11 protein-coding genes are annotated in these 17201 nt (G+C 74.4%); 3 read left to right on the top strand and 8 right to left on the bottom strand.

Going from position 1 to position 17201, the window contains the following annotated elements:
• The first annotated feature begins 110 nt into the window (after window positions 1–110).
• The 3 genes from AB0J76_RS40865 (at window position 111) to AB0J76_RS40855 (ending at window position 7440) form a co-directional block, all read left to right on the top strand.
• Entirely contained in the window at window positions 111–3962 is a 3852-nt protein-coding gene (locus tag AB0J76_RS40865) for a Pls/PosA family non-ribosomal peptide synthetase (protein WP_364392824.1), read from the top strand.
• Complete coding sequence (locus AB0J76_RS40860) at window positions 3959–5254, top strand: M1 family metallopeptidase (RefSeq protein ID WP_364392948.1); 1296 nt, start codon at window positions 3959–3961, stop codon at window positions 5252–5254. The genes AB0J76_RS40865 and AB0J76_RS40860 overlap by 4 nt, the downstream gene beginning before the upstream one ends.
• A 92-nt stretch (window positions 5255–5346) precedes the next feature.
• Window positions 5347–7440 carry a molybdopterin-dependent oxidoreductase gene (locus tag AB0J76_RS40855; RefSeq protein ID WP_352329953.1) on the top strand — a complete coding sequence of 698 codons (2094 nt, stop codon included), beginning with the start codon at window positions 5347–5349 and terminating at the stop codon, window positions 7438–7440.
• Here AB0J76_RS40855 and AB0J76_RS40850 read toward each other — a convergent pair.
• From AB0J76_RS40850 to AB0J76_RS40815, 8 genes are all read right to left on the bottom strand, one after another.
• Window positions 7433–7915 carry a metallophosphoesterase family protein gene (locus AB0J76_RS40850; RefSeq protein ID WP_352329954.1) on the bottom strand — a complete coding sequence of 161 codons (483 nt, stop codon included), beginning with the start codon at window positions 7913–7915 and terminating at the stop codon, window positions 7433–7435. The genes AB0J76_RS40855 and AB0J76_RS40850 overlap by 8 nt on opposite strands.
• Window positions 7916–7922: 7 nt before the next feature.
• Window positions 7923–8657, bottom strand: coding sequence for an SRPBCC domain-containing protein (locus AB0J76_RS40845; protein ID WP_352329956.1), 735 nt, complete (start codon window positions 8655–8657; stop codon window positions 7923–7925).
• A 1-nt stretch (window position 8658) separates the two neighbouring features.
• The gene (locus tag AB0J76_RS40840; protein ID WP_352329958.1) at window positions 8659–9246 is read right to left on the bottom strand and encodes a helix-turn-helix domain-containing protein; all 588 of its coding nucleotides are present in this window, start codon (window positions 9244–9246) and stop codon (window positions 8659–8661) included.
• A gap of 32 nt (window positions 9247–9278) precedes the next feature.
• Window positions 9279–10505 (bottom strand): sigma-70 family RNA polymerase sigma factor, encoded by a 1227-nt coding sequence (locus AB0J76_RS40835; RefSeq protein WP_364392819.1) that lies wholly within the window; start codon window positions 10503–10505, stop codon window positions 9279–9281.
• Complete coding sequence (locus AB0J76_RS40830; protein ID WP_352331477.1) at window positions 10502–10846, bottom strand: YciI family protein; 345 nt, start codon at window positions 10844–10846, stop codon at window positions 10502–10504. The genes AB0J76_RS40835 and AB0J76_RS40830 overlap by 4 nt, the downstream gene beginning before the upstream one ends.
• A gap of 45 nt (window positions 10847–10891) precedes the next feature.
• Window positions 10892–11368 carry an ATP-binding protein gene (locus tag AB0J76_RS40825; protein ID WP_352331475.1) on the bottom strand — a complete coding sequence of 159 codons (477 nt, stop codon included), beginning with the start codon at window positions 11366–11368 and terminating at the stop codon, window positions 10892–10894.
• A 138-nt stretch (window positions 11369–11506) separates the two neighbouring features.
• Window positions 11507–13855: a SpoIIE family protein phosphatase gene (locus tag AB0J76_RS40820; protein ID WP_352330563.1), complete on the bottom strand. Its 2349-nt coding sequence runs from the start codon at window positions 13853–13855 to the stop codon at window positions 11507–11509.
• A gap of 25 nt (window positions 13856–13880) precedes the next feature.
• On the bottom strand, window positions 13881–17201 hold a 3321-nt coding region (locus AB0J76_RS40815; protein ID WP_364392814.1), incomplete at its 5' end, for a HAMP domain-containing protein.

The raw sequence follows: 17201 nt of genomic DNA, 5'->3' as shown, positions 1-17201 counted from the left end.
TAGTTGGCGAATCGCCGACCGTTGCGAACGGAGGTGGCGCGAACGCCACGCCAGTGGCAGCCCGCGGCATTGACGGGCCGGGGCCGACCGCCCGACCGAAGGAGCAGCGTTTGCGCACCGACTCGGCAGACTTAGGATTCAGGACCGCGTCGGCGGTCTACCCGGCGGGCGTGCTGGCCGCGCCGCCCCGCACCCTGATCGACATCCTCGACGAGACTACCCGCCGCCACCCCGGCGCGCCCGCGCTGGACGACGGCGCCGTCTGCCTGGACTACCGGTCGCTGCGGGCCGAAGTCGGCCGGGTCGCCGCCGAGCTGGCCGCGGCCGGCGTCGGGCGCGGCTCCCGGGTGGGCGTGCGCATCGCCTCCGGCACCGCCGAGCTGTACGTCTCCATCCTCGCCGTGCTCGCGGCCGGCGCCGCGTACGTCCCCGTGGACGCCGACGACCCGGACGAACGCGCCGAACTCGTCTTCGCCGAGGCCGCCGTGGACGCCGTGCTCGACGGCGGCCCGGTCCCGCGGGTCCGCCGGGCGGCCACGGCCGCCACGCCCGAGCGGCCCACCCCGGACGACGACGCCTGGATCATCTTCACCTCCGGCTCCACCGGCAGGCCCAAGGGCGTGGCGGTGACGCACCGCTCGGCCGCCGCGTTCGCCGACGCCGAGGCCGGGCTCTTCCTCCAGGAGCGGCCGCTCGGCCCGGGCGACCGGGTGCTGGCCGGATTGTCGGTGGCCTTCGACGCCTCCTGCGAGGAGATGTGGCTGGCCTGGCGGCACGGCGCCTGCCTGGTGCCCGCCCCCAGGGCGCTCGTGCGCACCGGCATGGACCTGGCCCCCTGGCTGGCCGGGCAGGGCGTCACCGCCGTCTCGACCGTGCCGACGCTGGCCGCGCTCTGGCCCGCCGCGCACCTCGACGGCATCCGGCTGCTCATCTTCGGCGGCGAGGCCTGCCCGCCCGAGCTGGCCGAACGGCTGGCCGTGCCCGGCCGCGAGGTGTGGAACACCTACGGGCCCACCGAGGCGACCGTGGTGGCCTCGGCCGCCCGCCTGACGGGCGAGGGGCCCGTACGCATCGGCCTGCCCCTGGACGGCTGGGACCTGGCGGTCGTGGACGGCGCGGGCGAGCCGGTCGCCATGGGCGAGACCGGCGAGCTGATCATCGGCGGCGTGGGCCTGGCCCGCTACCTCGACCCGGCCAAGGACGCCGAGAAGTACGCGCCGCTGCCGTCCCTGGGCTGGGCGCGCGCCTACCGCAGCGGCGACCTCGTCCGCGCCGAGCCCGAGGGCCTCGTCTTCGCCGGCCGCGCCGACGACCAGGTGAAACTGGGCGGACGCCGGATCGAGCTCGGCGAGGTGGACGCCGCGCTGAACGCGCTGCCGGGCGTCACCGGCGCGGCCGCGGCCGTCCGCACCGCGGGCGGCGGCCACCAGGTGCTCGTCGGCTACGTCGTCACCGGTCCCGGCTTCGACGCCGGACGGGCCCGCGAGCTGCTGGCCGGCTCGCTGCCCGCCGCGCTCGTGCCCCGCCTGGCCCCCGTGGACGCCCTGCCCACCAGGACCTCCGGCAAGATCGACCGGGACGCGCTCCCGTGGCCGCTGGACGGCCCGGCCCCCGCGGACACCGCCCTGACCCCGGCCGAGGCGCTGCTGGCCGCGCAGTGGACCGAGATCCTCGGCGTGCGCCCGGAAGGGCCCGGATCGGACTTCTTCGCCGACGGCGGCACCAGCCTGGCCGCCGCCCGCCTGGTCTCCGTGCTCCGGGCCACCCACCCCGACGTGGCCGTCGGCGACGTCTACGCCCACCCGACCCTCGCCGGGCTGGCCGAGCTGCTGGCCGCCAGGGGCGGGACGCCGGCTCCCGCGCACGCCGCGGCCGCCCCCATGCCGGCCCGCGCCGCGCTGGCGCAGACCGCGCTCATGATCCCGCTGCTCACCGTAGGCGCGCTGCGCTGGGTCGTTCCGCTGGCCGCCCTCGGCAATGTGCTGGCCCCGCCGTGGGCGCCGCGGCTGTCGTGGTGGTGGGTGACGCTCGGCGCGCTGGCGTTCGTCACCCCCATGGGACGCATGGGCCTGTCGGCGGCGGTCGCCCGGCTGCTGCTGCGCGGCGTGCGCCCCGGCGCCCACCCGCGCGGCGGCGGCGTGCACCTGCGGTTGTGGTTCGCCGAGCGGTTCGCCGAACGGCTCGGCGTGCCCGACCTGGCCGGCGCGCCGTGGATGGCCTGGTACGCCCGACTGCTCGGCGCCACCGTCGGCCCGGACGCCGACCTGCACTCGCCCCCGCCGATCACCGGCCTGCTCAAGCTCGGCAGGGGCGCCTCCGTCGAGCAGGAGGTCGACCTGTCCGGCCACTGGTACGACGGCGACGTGCTGCACGTCGGCGAGATCCGCATCGGCGCGGGCGCCACCGTCGGCTCCCGCTCCACCCTGCTGCCCGGCGCGCGCGTCGGCAAGAACGCGCAGGTCGCCCCCGGCTCCGCGGTGGCCGGGACGGTCCCGTCGGGTGAGCGCTGGGCCGGCGTCCCGGCCTTCCGGCAGGGCAAGCCGCGCCGTTCCCGGCCGGCCGAACGCGCCGCCCGCTCGCGCCCATGGGTCGCGCTGTACGGGGTGAGCGCGATCGTGCTCAGCCTGCTCCCGGTGGCCGCGGCCGGTGTCGCGCTCGCCGTCCTGGCCGCCTTCGCCGGGGACGAGCCCACGCTCGGCGGCGCGCTGGCCGCCGCCCTGGCCGCCGTGCCCCTGGCCACGGTCGCCGGCATGGCCTTCTTCGCGCTGGTCACGCTGGCCGGCGTGCGGCTGCTCGGCCTCGGGCTGCACCCCGGTCACCACCCGGTGCACAGCCGTCCGGCCTGGCAGGCGTGGGTGACCGGCCGGCTGATGGCCTCGGCCCGGGTGTGGCTGTTCCCGCTGTACGCCAGCGTCCTGACGCCCGTCTGGCTGCGGGCGCTCGGCATGAAGGTGGGCCGCGGCGCCGAGCTGTCCACGGTGCTCGCGCTGCCCACGATGACCTCCGTCGGCGACGGCGCCTTCCTGGCCGACGACACCATGGTGGCCCCGTACGAGCTGGACGGCGGCTGGATGCGCCTGGCCTCGGCGCGGATCGGCAAGCGCGCCTTCCTCGGCAACTCCGGGATGACCGCCCCCGGCCGCAAGGTGCCCAAGGACGGCCTGGTCGGCGTGCTGTCGGCGACGCCCAAGAAGGCCAAGTCGGGCTCCTCGTACGTCGGCATGCCGCCCATGGAGCTGCGCCGCACCGCCGAGGAGGCCGACCGCAGCAGGACCTACGACCCGCCCGCGCGGTACCGGGCGGCGCGGGCGCTGGTCGAGGTGTGCCGGGTGGTGCCCGCGATGGGCGTGGTCGCGCTGGCCGTGCTGGCGGTGGCCGCGTTCGAGTGGCTGGCCGCGGGTCACGGCTTCGCCGTGGCCGCCGCGCTGGGCGGGCTGGTCGTGCTGGCCGCCGGGGTGCTCGCCGCGGCGGTCGCGACGGCCGCCAAATGGGCGCTGGTCGGCCGGATCAGGGCCGGGAACAGGCCGCTGTGGAGCTCGTTCGTGTGGCGCAACGAGCTGGCGGACAACTTCGTCGAGGTGCTGGCCGCGCCCTGGTTCGCCCAGCCGTGGCTGGGAACCGCCCCGCTGAACGTGTGGCTGCGCTCCCTGGGGGCACGCATCGGACGTGGGGTCACCTGCGAGACGTACTGGCTGCCGGAGGCGGATCTGGTGACGCTCGGCGACGGCGCGTGCGTCAACCGGGGATGCGTGCTCCAGACGCACCTGTTCCACGACCGGGTCATGAGCATCGACACGGTGACGCTGGAGGCCGGCGCGACGCTCGGCCCGCACGGCGTCGTCCTGCCCGCCGCGCGGGTGGGCGCCGGCACGACGGTCGGGCCGGCGTCCCTGGTCATGCGCGGCGAGGCGCTGCCCGGCGGCAGCCGGTGGTTCGGCAACCCCGTCTCGGCGTGGCGATGACGGCGTACTTCCCGGGGCACGGCGACCACCGGTACGCGGTCGAGGACTACGACCTGGCGCTGCACTACCGGGTCGCGGCCAACCGGCTCGACGGCACGGCCCGCCTGACGGTCCGCGCCGCCGAGCCGCTGGGCGAGCTCGGTCTCGACCTCGGCCACTTCCGCGTGCAGGGCGTCACGGTGGACGGCCGGGCCGTCCGCCACACGCACGGCCAGGGCAAGCTGCGCCTCACCCTGCCCGGCCCGCTGGCCGCCGGGGAGCGGGCCGTCGTCGAGGCGCGGTACGCGGGCACGCCCGTCCCGGTGCGCAGCCCGTGGGGCGGGCTCGGCTGGGAGGAGCTGACCGACGGCGCTCTCGTGGCCGGTCAGCCGATCGGCGCGCCCTCCTGGTTCCCGTGCAACGACCGGCCGGACGACAAGGCGGCCTACCGGATCTCGGTGACCACGGCGCCGGCGTACCAGGTGATCGCCAACGGCGTGCTGACCGCCCGGCGGCGGGCGTCCGGGACCACGACGTGGGTCTACGAGCAGGCCGAGCCGATGGCGACGTACCTGGCCAGCGTGCAGATCGGCCGCTACCAGCTCTCGGAGGCGGGCGGCACGCGCCTGGCCCATCCCGCGCGGCTGGCCGCCCGCGTCCGGCACGACTTCGGCCGCCAGGGCGAGATGATGGCGCTGTTCGGCGACCTGTTCGGGCCCTACCCGTTCAGCGGCTACACCGTCGTCGTGGCCGACGACGACCTCGACATCCCGGTCGAGGCGCAGGGCATGTCGATCTTCGGCAGGAACCACGTCGACGGCGCGCGCGGCTGCGAGCGGCTGGTCGCGCACGAGCTGGCCCACCAGTGGTTCGGCAACAGCCTCACCGTGGCGGGGTGGGCCGACATCTGGCTGCAGGAGGGGTTCGCCACGTACGCGGAGTGGTTGTGGTCGGAGCGCTCGGGCGGCCCGCCCGCGGACGAGCACGCGCTGCGCTGGCACCGCAGGCTCGCCGCGCTGCCGCAGGACTTCGTGCTGGCCGACCCCGGCCCGGCCACGCTGTTCGACGACCGTGTCTACAAGCGCGGCGCGCTGACCCTGCACGCCCTGCGCCGGACGGCCGGCGACCAGGCGTTCTTCACGATCCTGCGCTCCTGGGCCGACAGCCGCCGGTACGGCAGCGTCACCACGCGGGAGTTCGCCGCGCACGCCGAGCGGCACGTCCCGGCCGGCGCGCTGCTGACCGCGTGGCTGCACGACCGGCCCCTGCCGCCGATGGCGGGCGGCGCCCTGACCCGCGACCGCGGCGCCTGACCGGCCCCGAGCCGCGCACACCGCGCCGACCTGCCGGACGGTCGCCGGGGTGGCGTCTCGGGGACGGGCGCGTCCGCTCATAGCCTGGTCACATGGTGACCCGGCTCGCGACCTGCAACCTGTGCGAGGCCATGTGCGGCCTGCGCGTCGACCTGGACGGCGACCGGATCACCGGCATCCGCGGCGACGAGGACGACCCGCTGTCGGCCGGGCACCTGTGCCCCAAGGCCGTGGCCCTGCAGGACGTGCGCGAGGACCCCGACCGGCTGCGCCGACCCGTGGTCCGCACCCCGGACGGCTGGCGCGAGGTCTCCTGGGCGGACGCCTTCGACCGGGTCGCCGCCCGGCTGGCCGGGACGCGCATCGTGCACGGCCCCGACGCCGTCGCCGTCTACCTCGGCAACCCGGTGGTCCACAGCCTGGGCGCGCTGACGCACGCGCCGCCGTTCGCCCGCCTGCTGGGCACCCGCAACCGCTACTCCGCCGCCTCCCTCGACCAGCTCCCGCACCAGTACGTCGCCCGCCACCTGTACGGCAGCCAGTGGCTGCTCCCCGTGCCCGACATCGACCGCACGGCCTACTTCCTGGCCTTCGGCGCCAACCCGGCCGTCTCCAACGGCAGCGTGATGAGCGCGCCCGGCGTCGTCCGGCGCATCCGCGACCTGCGCGCCCGCGGCGGCCGGATGGTGCTGTTCGACCCGCGCCGCACGGAGACCGCCCGCCTCGCCGACGAGCACCACTTCGTCCGCCCCGGCACCGACGCCGCGCTCATCCTGGCCATGGTCAGACTGATCGTCGCCGGCGGCGCCGCCCGTCCCGCGCCCTACGTGGACGGGCTCGACCGGCTGGCCCCGGCGCTGGAGGCGTTCACGCCGGAGCGGGCCGCGGCCGTCACCGGCGTGCCGGCCGAGGTGATCACCCGGATCGCGGCCGAGTTCGCCGCCGCCCCCGGCGCCGCCGCCTACGGCCGGATCGGCGTGTCCACCCAGCGGTTCGGCACCCTGTGCCAGTGGGGGATCCAGCTGCTGAACCTGGTCACCGGCAACCTCGACCGGCCCGGCGGCACGCTGATGAGCAGGCCGGCCGTCGACCCGGTGCGCAACCGCCTGATCGACCCCGGGCACGAGGGCAGGTGGCGCAGCCGGGTGCGCGGCCTGCCGGAGTTCGGCGGCGAGCTGCCCGCCGCGGCGCTGGCCGAGGAGATCCGCACGCCCGGCGAGGGGCAGGTGCGGGCGCTGGTGACCATCGCCGGCAATCCGGTGCGCTCGGCCCCCGGCGGGCACGAGCTGTCGCGGGCCCTTTCCGGGCTCGACTTCATGGTCAGCCTCGACTTCTACGTCAACGAGACCACCCGGCACGCCGACGTCATCCTGCCGCCCACCGACCTGCTCGAACGCGACCATTACGACCTCGTCTTCAACCTCGTCGCGGTCCGCGACCACGCCCGCTACACCCCGGCCGTGCTGCCCAGGACACCCGGCGCCCGGCACGACTGGGAGATCCTGCGCGAGCTGGCCCGGCGATACCGCCGCCTGGTCCGGGCCGGGTCGCTGTCCGACCGGCTCATGTTGCGGCTCTCGCCGGAGCGGATCGTGGACCTCGGGCTGCGGGCGGGGCCGTACCGGCTGAGCGTGGCGCGGTTGCGCCGCCACCCGCACGGGCTGGACCTGGGCCCGCTCAAACCGAGCCTGCCCGGCCGGCTGCGCACGCCGGGCCGTCGCGTCCAGGCCGCGCCGCCCGTCCTGCTCGACGGGCTCGACCGCGCCCGCGCCGAGCTGCTGACCGCCGCCCCTCCCGGGCTGCTGCTGATCGGCCGCCGGCACCTGCGCGACGACAACTCCTGGCTGCACAACTCCGCCCGGCTGGCCAAGGGCCGCCCCCGGCACCACCTGCTCATGCACCCCGCCGACCTGCGCGCCCGCGGGCTCACCGACGGCGCGCCGGTCCGGGTGCGCTCCCGCAGCGGCGAGGTGACGGTGGAGGTCAGCGCGAGCGAGGACGTCATGCCCGGCGTGGTCAGCCTGCCCCACGGCTACGGCCACGACGGGCCGGGCGTGCTGCTGTCGGTCGCGGCCACGCTCGGCGGCGCCAGCGCCAACGACCTCACCGACCCCCGCCTCCTGGACGAGCTCACCGGTACGGCGGCGCTCAACGGCGTGCCCGTCACCGTCGAGCCGCTCAGCTGACGGGCACGATCTCCGCGCGGGTCAGCACGCCGTCCTCGACGGTCAGCAGCCCGATCGTGCCGTGCGGCTGGCGGCGGCGGTCGGTGGGGGAGCCGGGGTTGAAGATGCGCAGCCCCTCGCCCGACTCGTCGAGCGGGATGTGCGAGTGGCCGAAGACCACCAGGGCGGCCTCGGGGAAGCGGCGGCGCAGCCGGGCCAGGCGGCCCTTGGCGGGCCCGCTGTCGTGGATCATCCCGATCCGCAGGCCCTCCAGGGTCAGCTCCAGCGTCTCCGGCGCCACCACGTCGGGGCCGTCGTTGTTGCCCTTCACCACGTGCACCGGGGCGTAGGCGGCCAGCTCGTCGAGCACCGAGCGCACGCAGACGTCGCCGGCGTGCAGGATGACGTCGGCCCCGCGCAGGTGCTCGGCCACCCGGGGCGGGCAGGCGCGCCACCGCCGGGGCGCGTGGGTGTCGGACAGCGCCACCACGTTCATCCGGAAGTCATGCCCGATCCGCGGGCAGATCCTCCAGCCAGGCCCGCCAGGCCGGAGCCTGCCCCGCGGGGTCGCCGAACAGCAGGTGCATGGCCAGCATGCTGCCGCCCATGCCCTGGACGAACCGGTAGAGGGCGTCGGGGGCGCGCACGCCGACGGTCTGGGCGTTGCGGAAGTAGACCACGCCCTGCACCGGGGGCAGGCCGGGCGGCGCGAGCCGGACGGCGTCGCCGGGCTCGGGGCGGCCGCCGAGGGCGGCGTACAGGGCCCGCCAGGCGCGCGGCCAGTCGCTCACCGGCGGGCCGGCCTCGGTGAGCGGGGTCGCGGCCCGGCCGGCGAAGTGGCCGAGGTACTCCGTCAGCGTGGCGAAGAACAGGGCCACGCCCGTGGACATCGCCTCGTACTCCTGCTCCCAGTCGTCGCCGGGCAGGAAGCCGCTGGTGACCATGCGGAGCAGGGTGCTGCCCTGGCCGCGGCCCTCCAGCAGGAACTCGTAGGCCACGAACCGGCCGTCGGGGCCCGGGACGCCGGAGTGGGCGAAACGCTTGAGCGGGTCTTCGGCGGTCACCCTGGACTCGGGCAGCTCGGCCCCGGCGAAGGCGGTGCGGATCGCGCCGCCCTCGACCTCGTTGCGGCCCATGAACCACGAGTCGATGCCCGGCCCGGTGGTGATGGCCGCCCACACCTGCTCGGGCGTCGCCTCGACCAGGGACTCCAGGGGGATCTCGAACTCGTGCCCCACCTCAGGAGCCCTTCTTCACGGACGGGTGCACGGCGACGATCAGACGATGGTCCCGCCCGCCTTCCGCGGACTCGTCATGATATTTGCTGACCAGCGAGGTCACGCACTGCGTCAGCTCCTCGGCGAACGCGGCCCGGTCGGCGGCCGAGGCGAAGCGCACCTCGCCGTCGATGGCGAACGTGGCCACCTTCTTCTGCGCCTTGGCCGCGCCGGTGATCAGCGTGCCGACGTCGCGGACGAGCTGCGCCGCCAGGGCCAGCAACCAGCGCGCCGACAGCCGGTCGGGGGACCGGGCGGGATCGGGCTGCACGGCGGCCAGGGCCGTGGGGGAGATCACGAAGGAGGCGGCCGCGGCCTGCATGACGCGCTCGGTGACGTTGCCCTTCCTGCGCTCCTCGACCAGCTCGACCAGCCCGTGGCGTTCGAGGGTGCGCAGGTGGTAGTTGACCTTCTGCCGGGCCAGGCCCACCTTGGCGGCCAGGGACGTGGCAGAGCCCGGCTCGACCAGCTCGGCCAGCAACTTCGACCGCATCGGGTCGAGCGACGCCTCGGCGGCCGCCGCGTCTTCGATCACTGCCACTTCGTGCATGCCTGAAACGATCGCACCGAAAAAAATCGTTGTCAAGCCAGCCGGGCGGCCTTGCCCTCCAGATAGCGCTGCTCAGGCAGGCTGAGCGTACGCCGGGCCGCCTCGCGGAAGGCCAGCGCCGCCCCCTCCGCGTCGCCCTCCATCTCCAGCAGGTGGGCGCGGACCGCGGCCAGCCGATGGTGGCCCGCGAGCCGGTCGTCGGCGGCCAGGCCGTCGAGCAGGTCGAGCCCGGCCCGCGGCCCGTGCACCATGGCCGCGGCCACGGCCTGGTTGAGCCGGACCACCGGGTTGTCCTCCAGCCCGGCCAGCACGCCGTAGAGCGCCAGGATCTGCGGCCAGTCGGTCTCGGCGGCGGTGGGCGCCTCGTCGTGCACGGCCGCGATCGCCGCCTGCAACTGGTACGGGCCCAGCGCGCTGGTGGCCAGCGCCTTGCTGACCAGCTCGACGCCCTCCTCGATCAGCCGCCGGTCCCACGACGAGCGGTCCTGCTCGGCCAGCGGCACCAGCGAGCCGCCCGGCCCGGTGCGCGCCGCCCGCCGCGCCTCGGTCAGCAGCATGAGCGCCAGCAGCCCGGCGACCTCGCCGTCGCCGGGCAGCAGCCGGTGGACGAGCCGGGCCAGCCGGATCGCCTCGCCGGTCAGCTCGGGCCGCTGCAGGTCGGGCCCGGAGGTGGCGGTGTAACCCTCGTTGAAGATCAGGTAGAGCACGTGCAGCACCACGCGCAGCCGCTCGGCCCGCTCCGGCTCCGGCGGCGGCCCGAACGGCACCCCCGTGGACCTGATGCGCTGCTTGGCCCGGCTGATGCGCTGGGCCATCGTCGCCTCCGGCACCAGGAACGCCGCCGCGATCTGCGCCGTGGTCAGGCCGCCCACGGCCCGCAGCGTGAGCGCGAGCTGCGAGGGCTCCGACAGCGACGGGTGGCAGCACAGGAACAGCAACGTCAGCGTGTCGTCGCCGGACGGCGTGCGCTCCTCGCCCGGCGCCGGCTCGACGAACTCGTCGGCCGGGACGGCGACCGCCGCGCTCTCCTCCCGCCGCCGGCGCGCGCTCTCGCTGCGGAAGTGGTCGATGACCCGGCGGGAGGCGACCGTGATCAGCCAGGCCCGCGGGTTGTCCGGCACGCCCTGCTCGGGCCACTGCACGGCGGCGTCGAGCAGGGCCTCCTGGACGGCGTCCTCGCAGGCGTCGAACTGCTCGTAACGGCGGACGAGCACGCCGAGCACCTGCGGCGCCAGCTCGCGCAGCAGCCCTTCGATCACTCCGCCACCTCGTCGATGACGGGCCGCACCTCCATGGCGCACAGTCGCGCGTCCGGCCAGCGCGCGGCGATCTCGGTGGCCCGCTCGACGCTCGCGCAGTCGACGATCAGGTAGCCCGCCAGGTACTCCTTGGCCTCCAGGAAGGGGCCGTCGGTGACGGCGGGCACGCCGTCGCGCACCATCACGGTCTTGGAGGAGGCGGGGTCGCCCAGCGCCTGACCCCCGGCCAGCTCGCCGTTGGCCTCCAGCTCGGCCATGAGCGCGTCGACCTCGGCCATGACCTGGTCGAACCCGTCGGCGACGGCCTGCTGGGCGGCGGGGTTGCTGTAGATGAGCAGCATGTATTTCACCTGCCTCATCCTAGGGTTCCGGGAAATTGCCTCATCCTAGGGTTCCGGGAAATCCGGCCGGGCCGGGCCGGGCTCGGCGGGGTCGCAGCCCTGATGGACGAGGGTGCCGGGCGGCCGGTCGTGGGCGGTGCGCACGCTCATGTGCAGGCGTAACCGGGAGCCCCGCGGGCTCTGGTCGAGCTCGACGCGGTCGCACAGGTGCTGGATCAGCCACAGGCCGAAGCCGAACCCCGCCGAGTGGGCGCGGCCGTGTTCGGCCGCGGCCAGGTGGGCGGCGCTGAGCCGGCCCGCCTCGTCCGAGATCTCCACCGTGACGCCGCCGGAGCCGGTGCGGGCCACCACGGTGCCGGTGCCGCCGCCGTGGTCGAGGACGTTGGTGACCGCCTCGTTGACCGCCAGCACGAAGTTGTCCAGGCGCTCACCGGACAGCCCGGCGCGGCCGGCGTGGTCGCGCACGAGGCGGCGGATGGCGTCGAGATCGGTGCTGATGGGACAGCGTAGCTCCGGTTCCATGCCCATGGTCTGATCAGTCCTGCCTGGGTGTGGCGTGGCGGGGGACCCGGCTACGGTTGCTTACCAGACGAAAGCCCGGCAAACGCCCGCCCCGGCCGGCGTCCCGGGGCGCGGCCGGGGCGGGCGCGGCGCGGACGGCTACTGGAGGCGGGCGCCGATGATGCACGTGTCGTCGTCGGTGTCGGAGTTGCTGTGCGTCAGCAGGTGGTCGAGGCGCTGCTCCAGGGTGGCCGCGGGGTGCCGGGCGGTGTCCAGGAGCCGCTGCTGGGACTCGTGCAGGTTGACGTCCCGGCGTTCGATCAGGCCGTCGGTGTACATGAGCAGGATGTCGTCGGAGGCGAGCTGGACGTGCGTCTCCTCGTACTCGGCCTCGGCGACCGCCCCGAGCAGCAGGCCCTTGGTCAGGTCGAGCTCCCTGGCCTGGCCGTCGCGGACCAGGATGGGCGGCAGGTGCCCGGCCCTGGCGTAGCGCAGCACCCGGGTGCGGGGGTCGAACAGCCCGCAGATCGCGGTGGCCGTGACGTTCGCGGTCAGGTGGTGGGCGACCAGGTTGAGCCAGGTCAGCAGCTGGGCCGGCCCGGCGCCGGTGGCGGCCAGGCCGCGCAGCGCGTTGCGCAGCACGACCATGCCGGTGGCCGCCTCGATGCCGTGCCCGGCGACGTCGCCGACCGACAGCAGGATCTGCTTGGTGGGCAGCACGACCGCGTCGTACCAGTCGCCGCCGACCAGGTGCTCCTTCTCGGCCGGCCGGTAGCGTACGGCGATCTGCAGGTCGAACGCCTCCAGCGGCTCCCGGCTCGGCGGCATGATCGCCTGCTGGAGCTGCAGGGCCAGCCGGTTGCGCTCGGCGGCCTGCTGCTCGGTGTGGGCGAGCTGGTCACGGGTGGCGGCCAGCGCCACCTCTGTCCAGTGCTGGGAGGAGATGTCCTGGTAGGCGCCGCGGATGGACAGCAGCAGGCCGCTGTCGTCGAAGACGGGCTCGGCGACCACCCTGATGTGCCGGACGGTGCCGTCGGACCGCTGCAGCCGGTAGGCGGTGGAGGCCGGACGGCGGTGGTGCAGCACGGCCCGGACGAACCGGCCGATGGCCACGGCGTCGTCGGGGTGGGCGTGCGAGGCCAGGCGTTCCAGCGGGATGGGCGGCTCGTCGAGGGACATGCCGTACAGGTCGTGGAGCTGGGCGCTCCAGACGATCTCGCCGGTGAGCAGGTTCTCCTCGAAGCCGCCGATGCGCCCGAGACGCTGGGCGTGCTGGAGCAGGTTGGCGAGCTGGGTGTCCTGGTCCTGCAGCCGCCAGATGAGCAGCACGCTGTCACCGAGCCGGATGATCGCGACGCCCGCGACGGTGTGCAGCGGGATCTGGTCCACCATGGCCGTGAGCGTCATCTTCTCGGCCCTGAAGGTCTCGCCCGTGGCGTGCACGTGCTCGATCCTGGCCAGCAGCGCGCCCTCCTCGGCGGCCAGCGGGTACGCCTCCAGGAACAGGCTCCCGACGACCTCGCCGCGCGGCCGCCCGGCCGGGTCGAGGAAGCGGGGGTTGGCGTGCACGATCCGGAAGTCGGTCAGCCGGCCCTCGGTGCCCAGCTGCGGGCGCAGCACCAGCGTCGAGTCCGGCAGCGCGTCGGCCAGGTCGACCAGCTCGGGCACGACCTGGGGCTCGGGGACCGCCTGGTCGGCGGTCTCGAAGGTGTGGGCGCACAGGTCGGCCAGCACCTCGATCTGCTTGATGACCCGCGGGTCGGGCTGCGGCCTCGCGTCCGGCCAGCCGATCTCCAGCACGCCCAGGATCCGGCCGCCCGTGCCGGCCGGGGCGGTCGCCCGCGCGCCGGGGGTCTGTCGCTGCCCGATCGAGGGCAGGCCGACGGCGGCCAGGTCGTCCAGCCACACCGTGCCGCGGGCCAGCAGCGCGCGGCGGGCCGGCGTGGCCACGCCCGGCGGCACGTAACGCCAGCGCCTGGCCTCCTCGTCGGCCAGCCCCGCGTACCCGGCCAGGGTGAGCGACGCGTCCGGCCCGGCCTCCCAGATGGCGACCGTCGTCGCGCCGAGCGCGGACAGGGCGTGCTCCAGCAACGACTGCGCCACGGCCTGCGCGTCGGTGGCGGTCAGCGCCCCGTTCTCGGCGGTGCGCAGCCGCACCGCCACCTCCGCCGACTCCTCGGCGCGGGTCGAGTCCAGGAAGTCGCGGGCGGCCTCGCTGATGCGGTCATGGGCGGCCTGGTTGATGATGTCGGCGGCCAGTTCGAGCTGCGTCACGCCCGCCTGTTCGGCCAGGGTGGCGAGCTGTCTGGCGGCGGTGGCCAGACTGCACTGCAGGCGCTCGACGAGCACGCCCTTGGCCACCTCGACCAGGGCGCGGCCCTCGGCGGCCCGCTGGGCCTCCAGGATCTGGTTGTGCAGGCGGGCGACCGTCGCGGCCAGACGGCCGAGGTTGGGCGGCTCGGTACGCTCCGGCGGCACGGCGGCCGCCGGATCGTGCTGCTGGTGCACTGCGTTGCTCCTTGAGGGGGACGGGTCAGGCGCCGAGCCAGTGGCGGATGCGTTCGACGAGATGGTCGGCCTCGACGGGCTTGGTCACGTAGTCGCTCGCGCCGGCCGCCAGCGCCTTCTCCTGGTCGCCCGGCATCGCCTTGGCCGTGACCGCGATGATGGGCAGGTCGGCGTACTGGGCCATCGCGCGGATGCGGGCGGTGGCGGTGTAGCCGTCCATCTCGGGCATCATCACGTCCATCAGCACCAGGTCGATCTGCGGGTGGGCGACGAGCGTGTCGATGCCCTTGCGGCCGTCCTCGGCGTGCAGCACGTCGATGCCGTGCACCTCCAGCATGCTGGTCAGCGCGAACAGGTTGCGGGCGTCGTCGTCGACGATCAGCACGGTCCGGCCCGTCAGCGAGGTGTCGATCTCGGCCCCGGCGACCTGGTTGACGTTCCCGGCCCGGATCAGCGGCAGCACGTCGCCGGGCTGGTCGGCGGTCAGGTGCAGGGCGATGCGCTCGCGCAGCTCGTCGAGGCTGGACAGCAGCTCCAGCGGCTGGCCGCCCTCGCGCGTCTGCAACGGCACCGCCTGCTGGGAGCTGGCCCGCCAGTTGTTGTAGGCCAGGACCGGCACCGAGTTCAGGCCCTGGTCGCCGTCCATGGCCTCCAGCAGGCGGTAGGCGCTCTGGTCGGGCAGGTCGAGGTCGAGCACGATGCAGTGGCAGGGGTCGGCGGCGAGCGTGGCCGCGGCCTCCTGCGCTCCGGCGGCCGTGACGATCTCGATCGTCTCGTCCTTGCTCAGCGCCAGCTCCGTCACCACGCTCTCGGCCACGTGCGAGAGCAGGCCCTGCGGCCGTTCCTCGATGACCAGCAGGCGGCGCGGCTGCGGCTGGTGGGGCCTGGCCGGCGCGGCCGCCTCCTGCTCCGGCGTGGCGACGCGGGCGGCCTCGACGATGACCGAGGGGTCGGCCAGGGCCTTCTTCGGGGAGAGCCCGATGAAGTCCGGCCGGGCGATCGGCAGGTAGAGGGTGAACACGCTGCCCTGGCCCGGCGTGCTCTGCGCCCCGATCGCGCCGCCGAGCAGGTGGGCGATCTCGCGGCTGATGGACAGGCCGAGGCCGGTGCCGCCGTACTTGCGGCTGGTGGTGCCGTCGGCCTGCTGGAACGCGCCGAAGATGGCTTCCAGCTGCTGGGCGGCGATGCCGATGCCGGTGTCGACCACCCGCAGGGCGATGGCCGCGCCGTGCTGGCGCACCGAGGCGGGCAACTCGTCCTGGGCGGCCGGCTCGATGCGCAGCTCGACGCTGCCGGTCTCGGTGAACTTGACCGCGTTCGACAGCAGGTTGCGCAGCACCTGGCGCAGGCGCGAGTCGTCGGTCACGACCTCCACCGGGATGCCGGGGGCGTTCGTGATCGTGAAGTCGAGGCTCTTCTGCGACGTCATCGGCCGGAACGTGGCCTCGACGTAGTCGAGGAGCTGGCGCAACGGCACGCGTTCGGGGTTGATGTCCATCTTGCCCGCCTCGACCTTGGACAGGTCGAGGATGTCGTTGATCAGCTGGAGCAGGTCGGAGCCGGCCGAGTGGATGATCTCGGCGTACTCGACCTGCTTGGGCGTCAGGTTGCGCGTGTGGTTCTGGGCCAGCAGCTGGGCCAGGATGAGCAGCGAGTTGAGCGGCGTGCGCAGCTCGTGGCTCATGTTCGCCAGGAACTCGCTCTTGTACGTCGAGGCCAGCGTCAGCTGGTGGGCGCGGTCCTCCAGCTCCTGCCTGGCCTGCTCGATCTCCAGGTTCTTGGTCTCGATGTCCTGGTTCTGGCGGGCCAGCAGCGTGGCCTTCTCCTCCAGCTCGGCGTTGGAGCGCTGCAGCTCCTCCTGCTGCTGCTGCAACTCCTCCGACCGGGCCTGCAGCTCGGCCGCGAGCCGCTGCGACTCGGCCAGCAGCTCGTCGGTGCGGGCGTTGGCCACGATCGTGTTGAGGTTGACGCCGATCGTCTCCATGAGCTGGTCGAGGAAGGCCCGGTGGACCGGCGTGAACGCCTGCACCGAGGCCAGCTCGATCACGCCGAGCACCTGCTCCTCGACCACGATCGGCAGCACCACGACCGAGGCGGGCTCGATCGTGCCGAGGCCGGTCGAGATCCGGACGGAGCCGGAGGGCACGTCGTCGACGGCGATGACCCGGCGGCTGCGGGCGGCCTGGCCGACCAGCGCCTCGCCGAGCCGGAACCTCGTGGGCCTGCCGGGGTCGGCCGGGTAGCCGTAGGCGCTGATGAGCTGGAGCTCGTTCTCCTCGGCCAGGAAGAACGCGCCGTACTGGGCGCTGACCAGCGGGGCCAGCTCGTTCATCACCAGCTCGGCGACGGCCGCCAGGTCACGGTGGCCCTGCATGAGACCGGACATGCGGGCGAGGTTGGACTTGAGCCAGTCCTGCTGCTCGTTGGCGGTCGTGGTCTCGCGCAGCGACTTGACCATCGAGTTGATGTTGTCCTTCAGGTCGGCCAGCTCGCCCTCGGCGTCGACCGTGATCGAGCGGGTCAGGTCGCCGGAGGTGACCGCGCTGGTGACCTCGGCGATGGCGCGCACCTGCCGGGTCAGGTTGGCGGCCAGCTCGTTGACGTTCTCCGTCAGCCGCTTCCAGGTGCCGGACACGCCCTCGACCTCGGCCTGGCCGCCGAGCCGTCCTTCGCTGCCGACCTCGCGGGCCACGCGGGTGACCTCGGCGGCGAAGGAGGACAGCTGGTCGACCATCGTGTTGATGGTGGTCTTCAGTTCCAGGATCTCGCCCCGGGCGTCGACGTCGATCTTCCTGGTCAGGTCGCCGCGGGCGACGGCCGTGGTGACCTGGGCGATGCTGCGCACCTGGTTGGTCAGGTTGTCGGCCATCGAGTTGACGTTGTCGGTGAGGTCCTTCCAGGTGCCGGCCACGTTCGGGACGCGGGCCTGGCCGCCGAGCTGGCCTTCGGTGCCGACCTCGCGGGCCACGCGGGTGACCTCGTCGGCGAACGCGCTCAGCGTGTCGACCATGGTGTTGATCGTCTGGGCGAGCGCCGCCACCTCTCCCTTGGCCTCGACGGTGATCTTCTGCGACAGGTCGCCGCGGGCGACGGCGGTGGCCACCTGCGCGATGCTGCGCACCTGGCTCGTCAGGTTCGACGCCATGACGTTGACGTTGTCGGTGAGGTCCTTCCAGGTGCCCGACACGCCCCGGACCGTGGCCTGGCCGCCCAGGTTGCCCTCGGTGCCCACCTCCCGGGCCACCCGCGTGACCTCGTCGGCGAAGGCCGACAGCTGATCGACCATCGTGTTGATGGTCTCCTTCAGCTCCAGGATCTCCCCACGGGCATCCACCCGGATCTTCTG

The sequence above is a fragment of the Nonomuraea sp. NPDC049624 genome (genome assembly GCF_040675255.1).
In the GTDB taxonomy this organism is placed as follows: Bacteria; Actinomycetota; Actinomycetes; order Streptosporangiales; family Streptosporangiaceae; genus Nonomuraea.
Note: the sequence above shows the minus strand (reverse complement) of the source record. Positions and strands in the feature narration are given on the sequence as shown.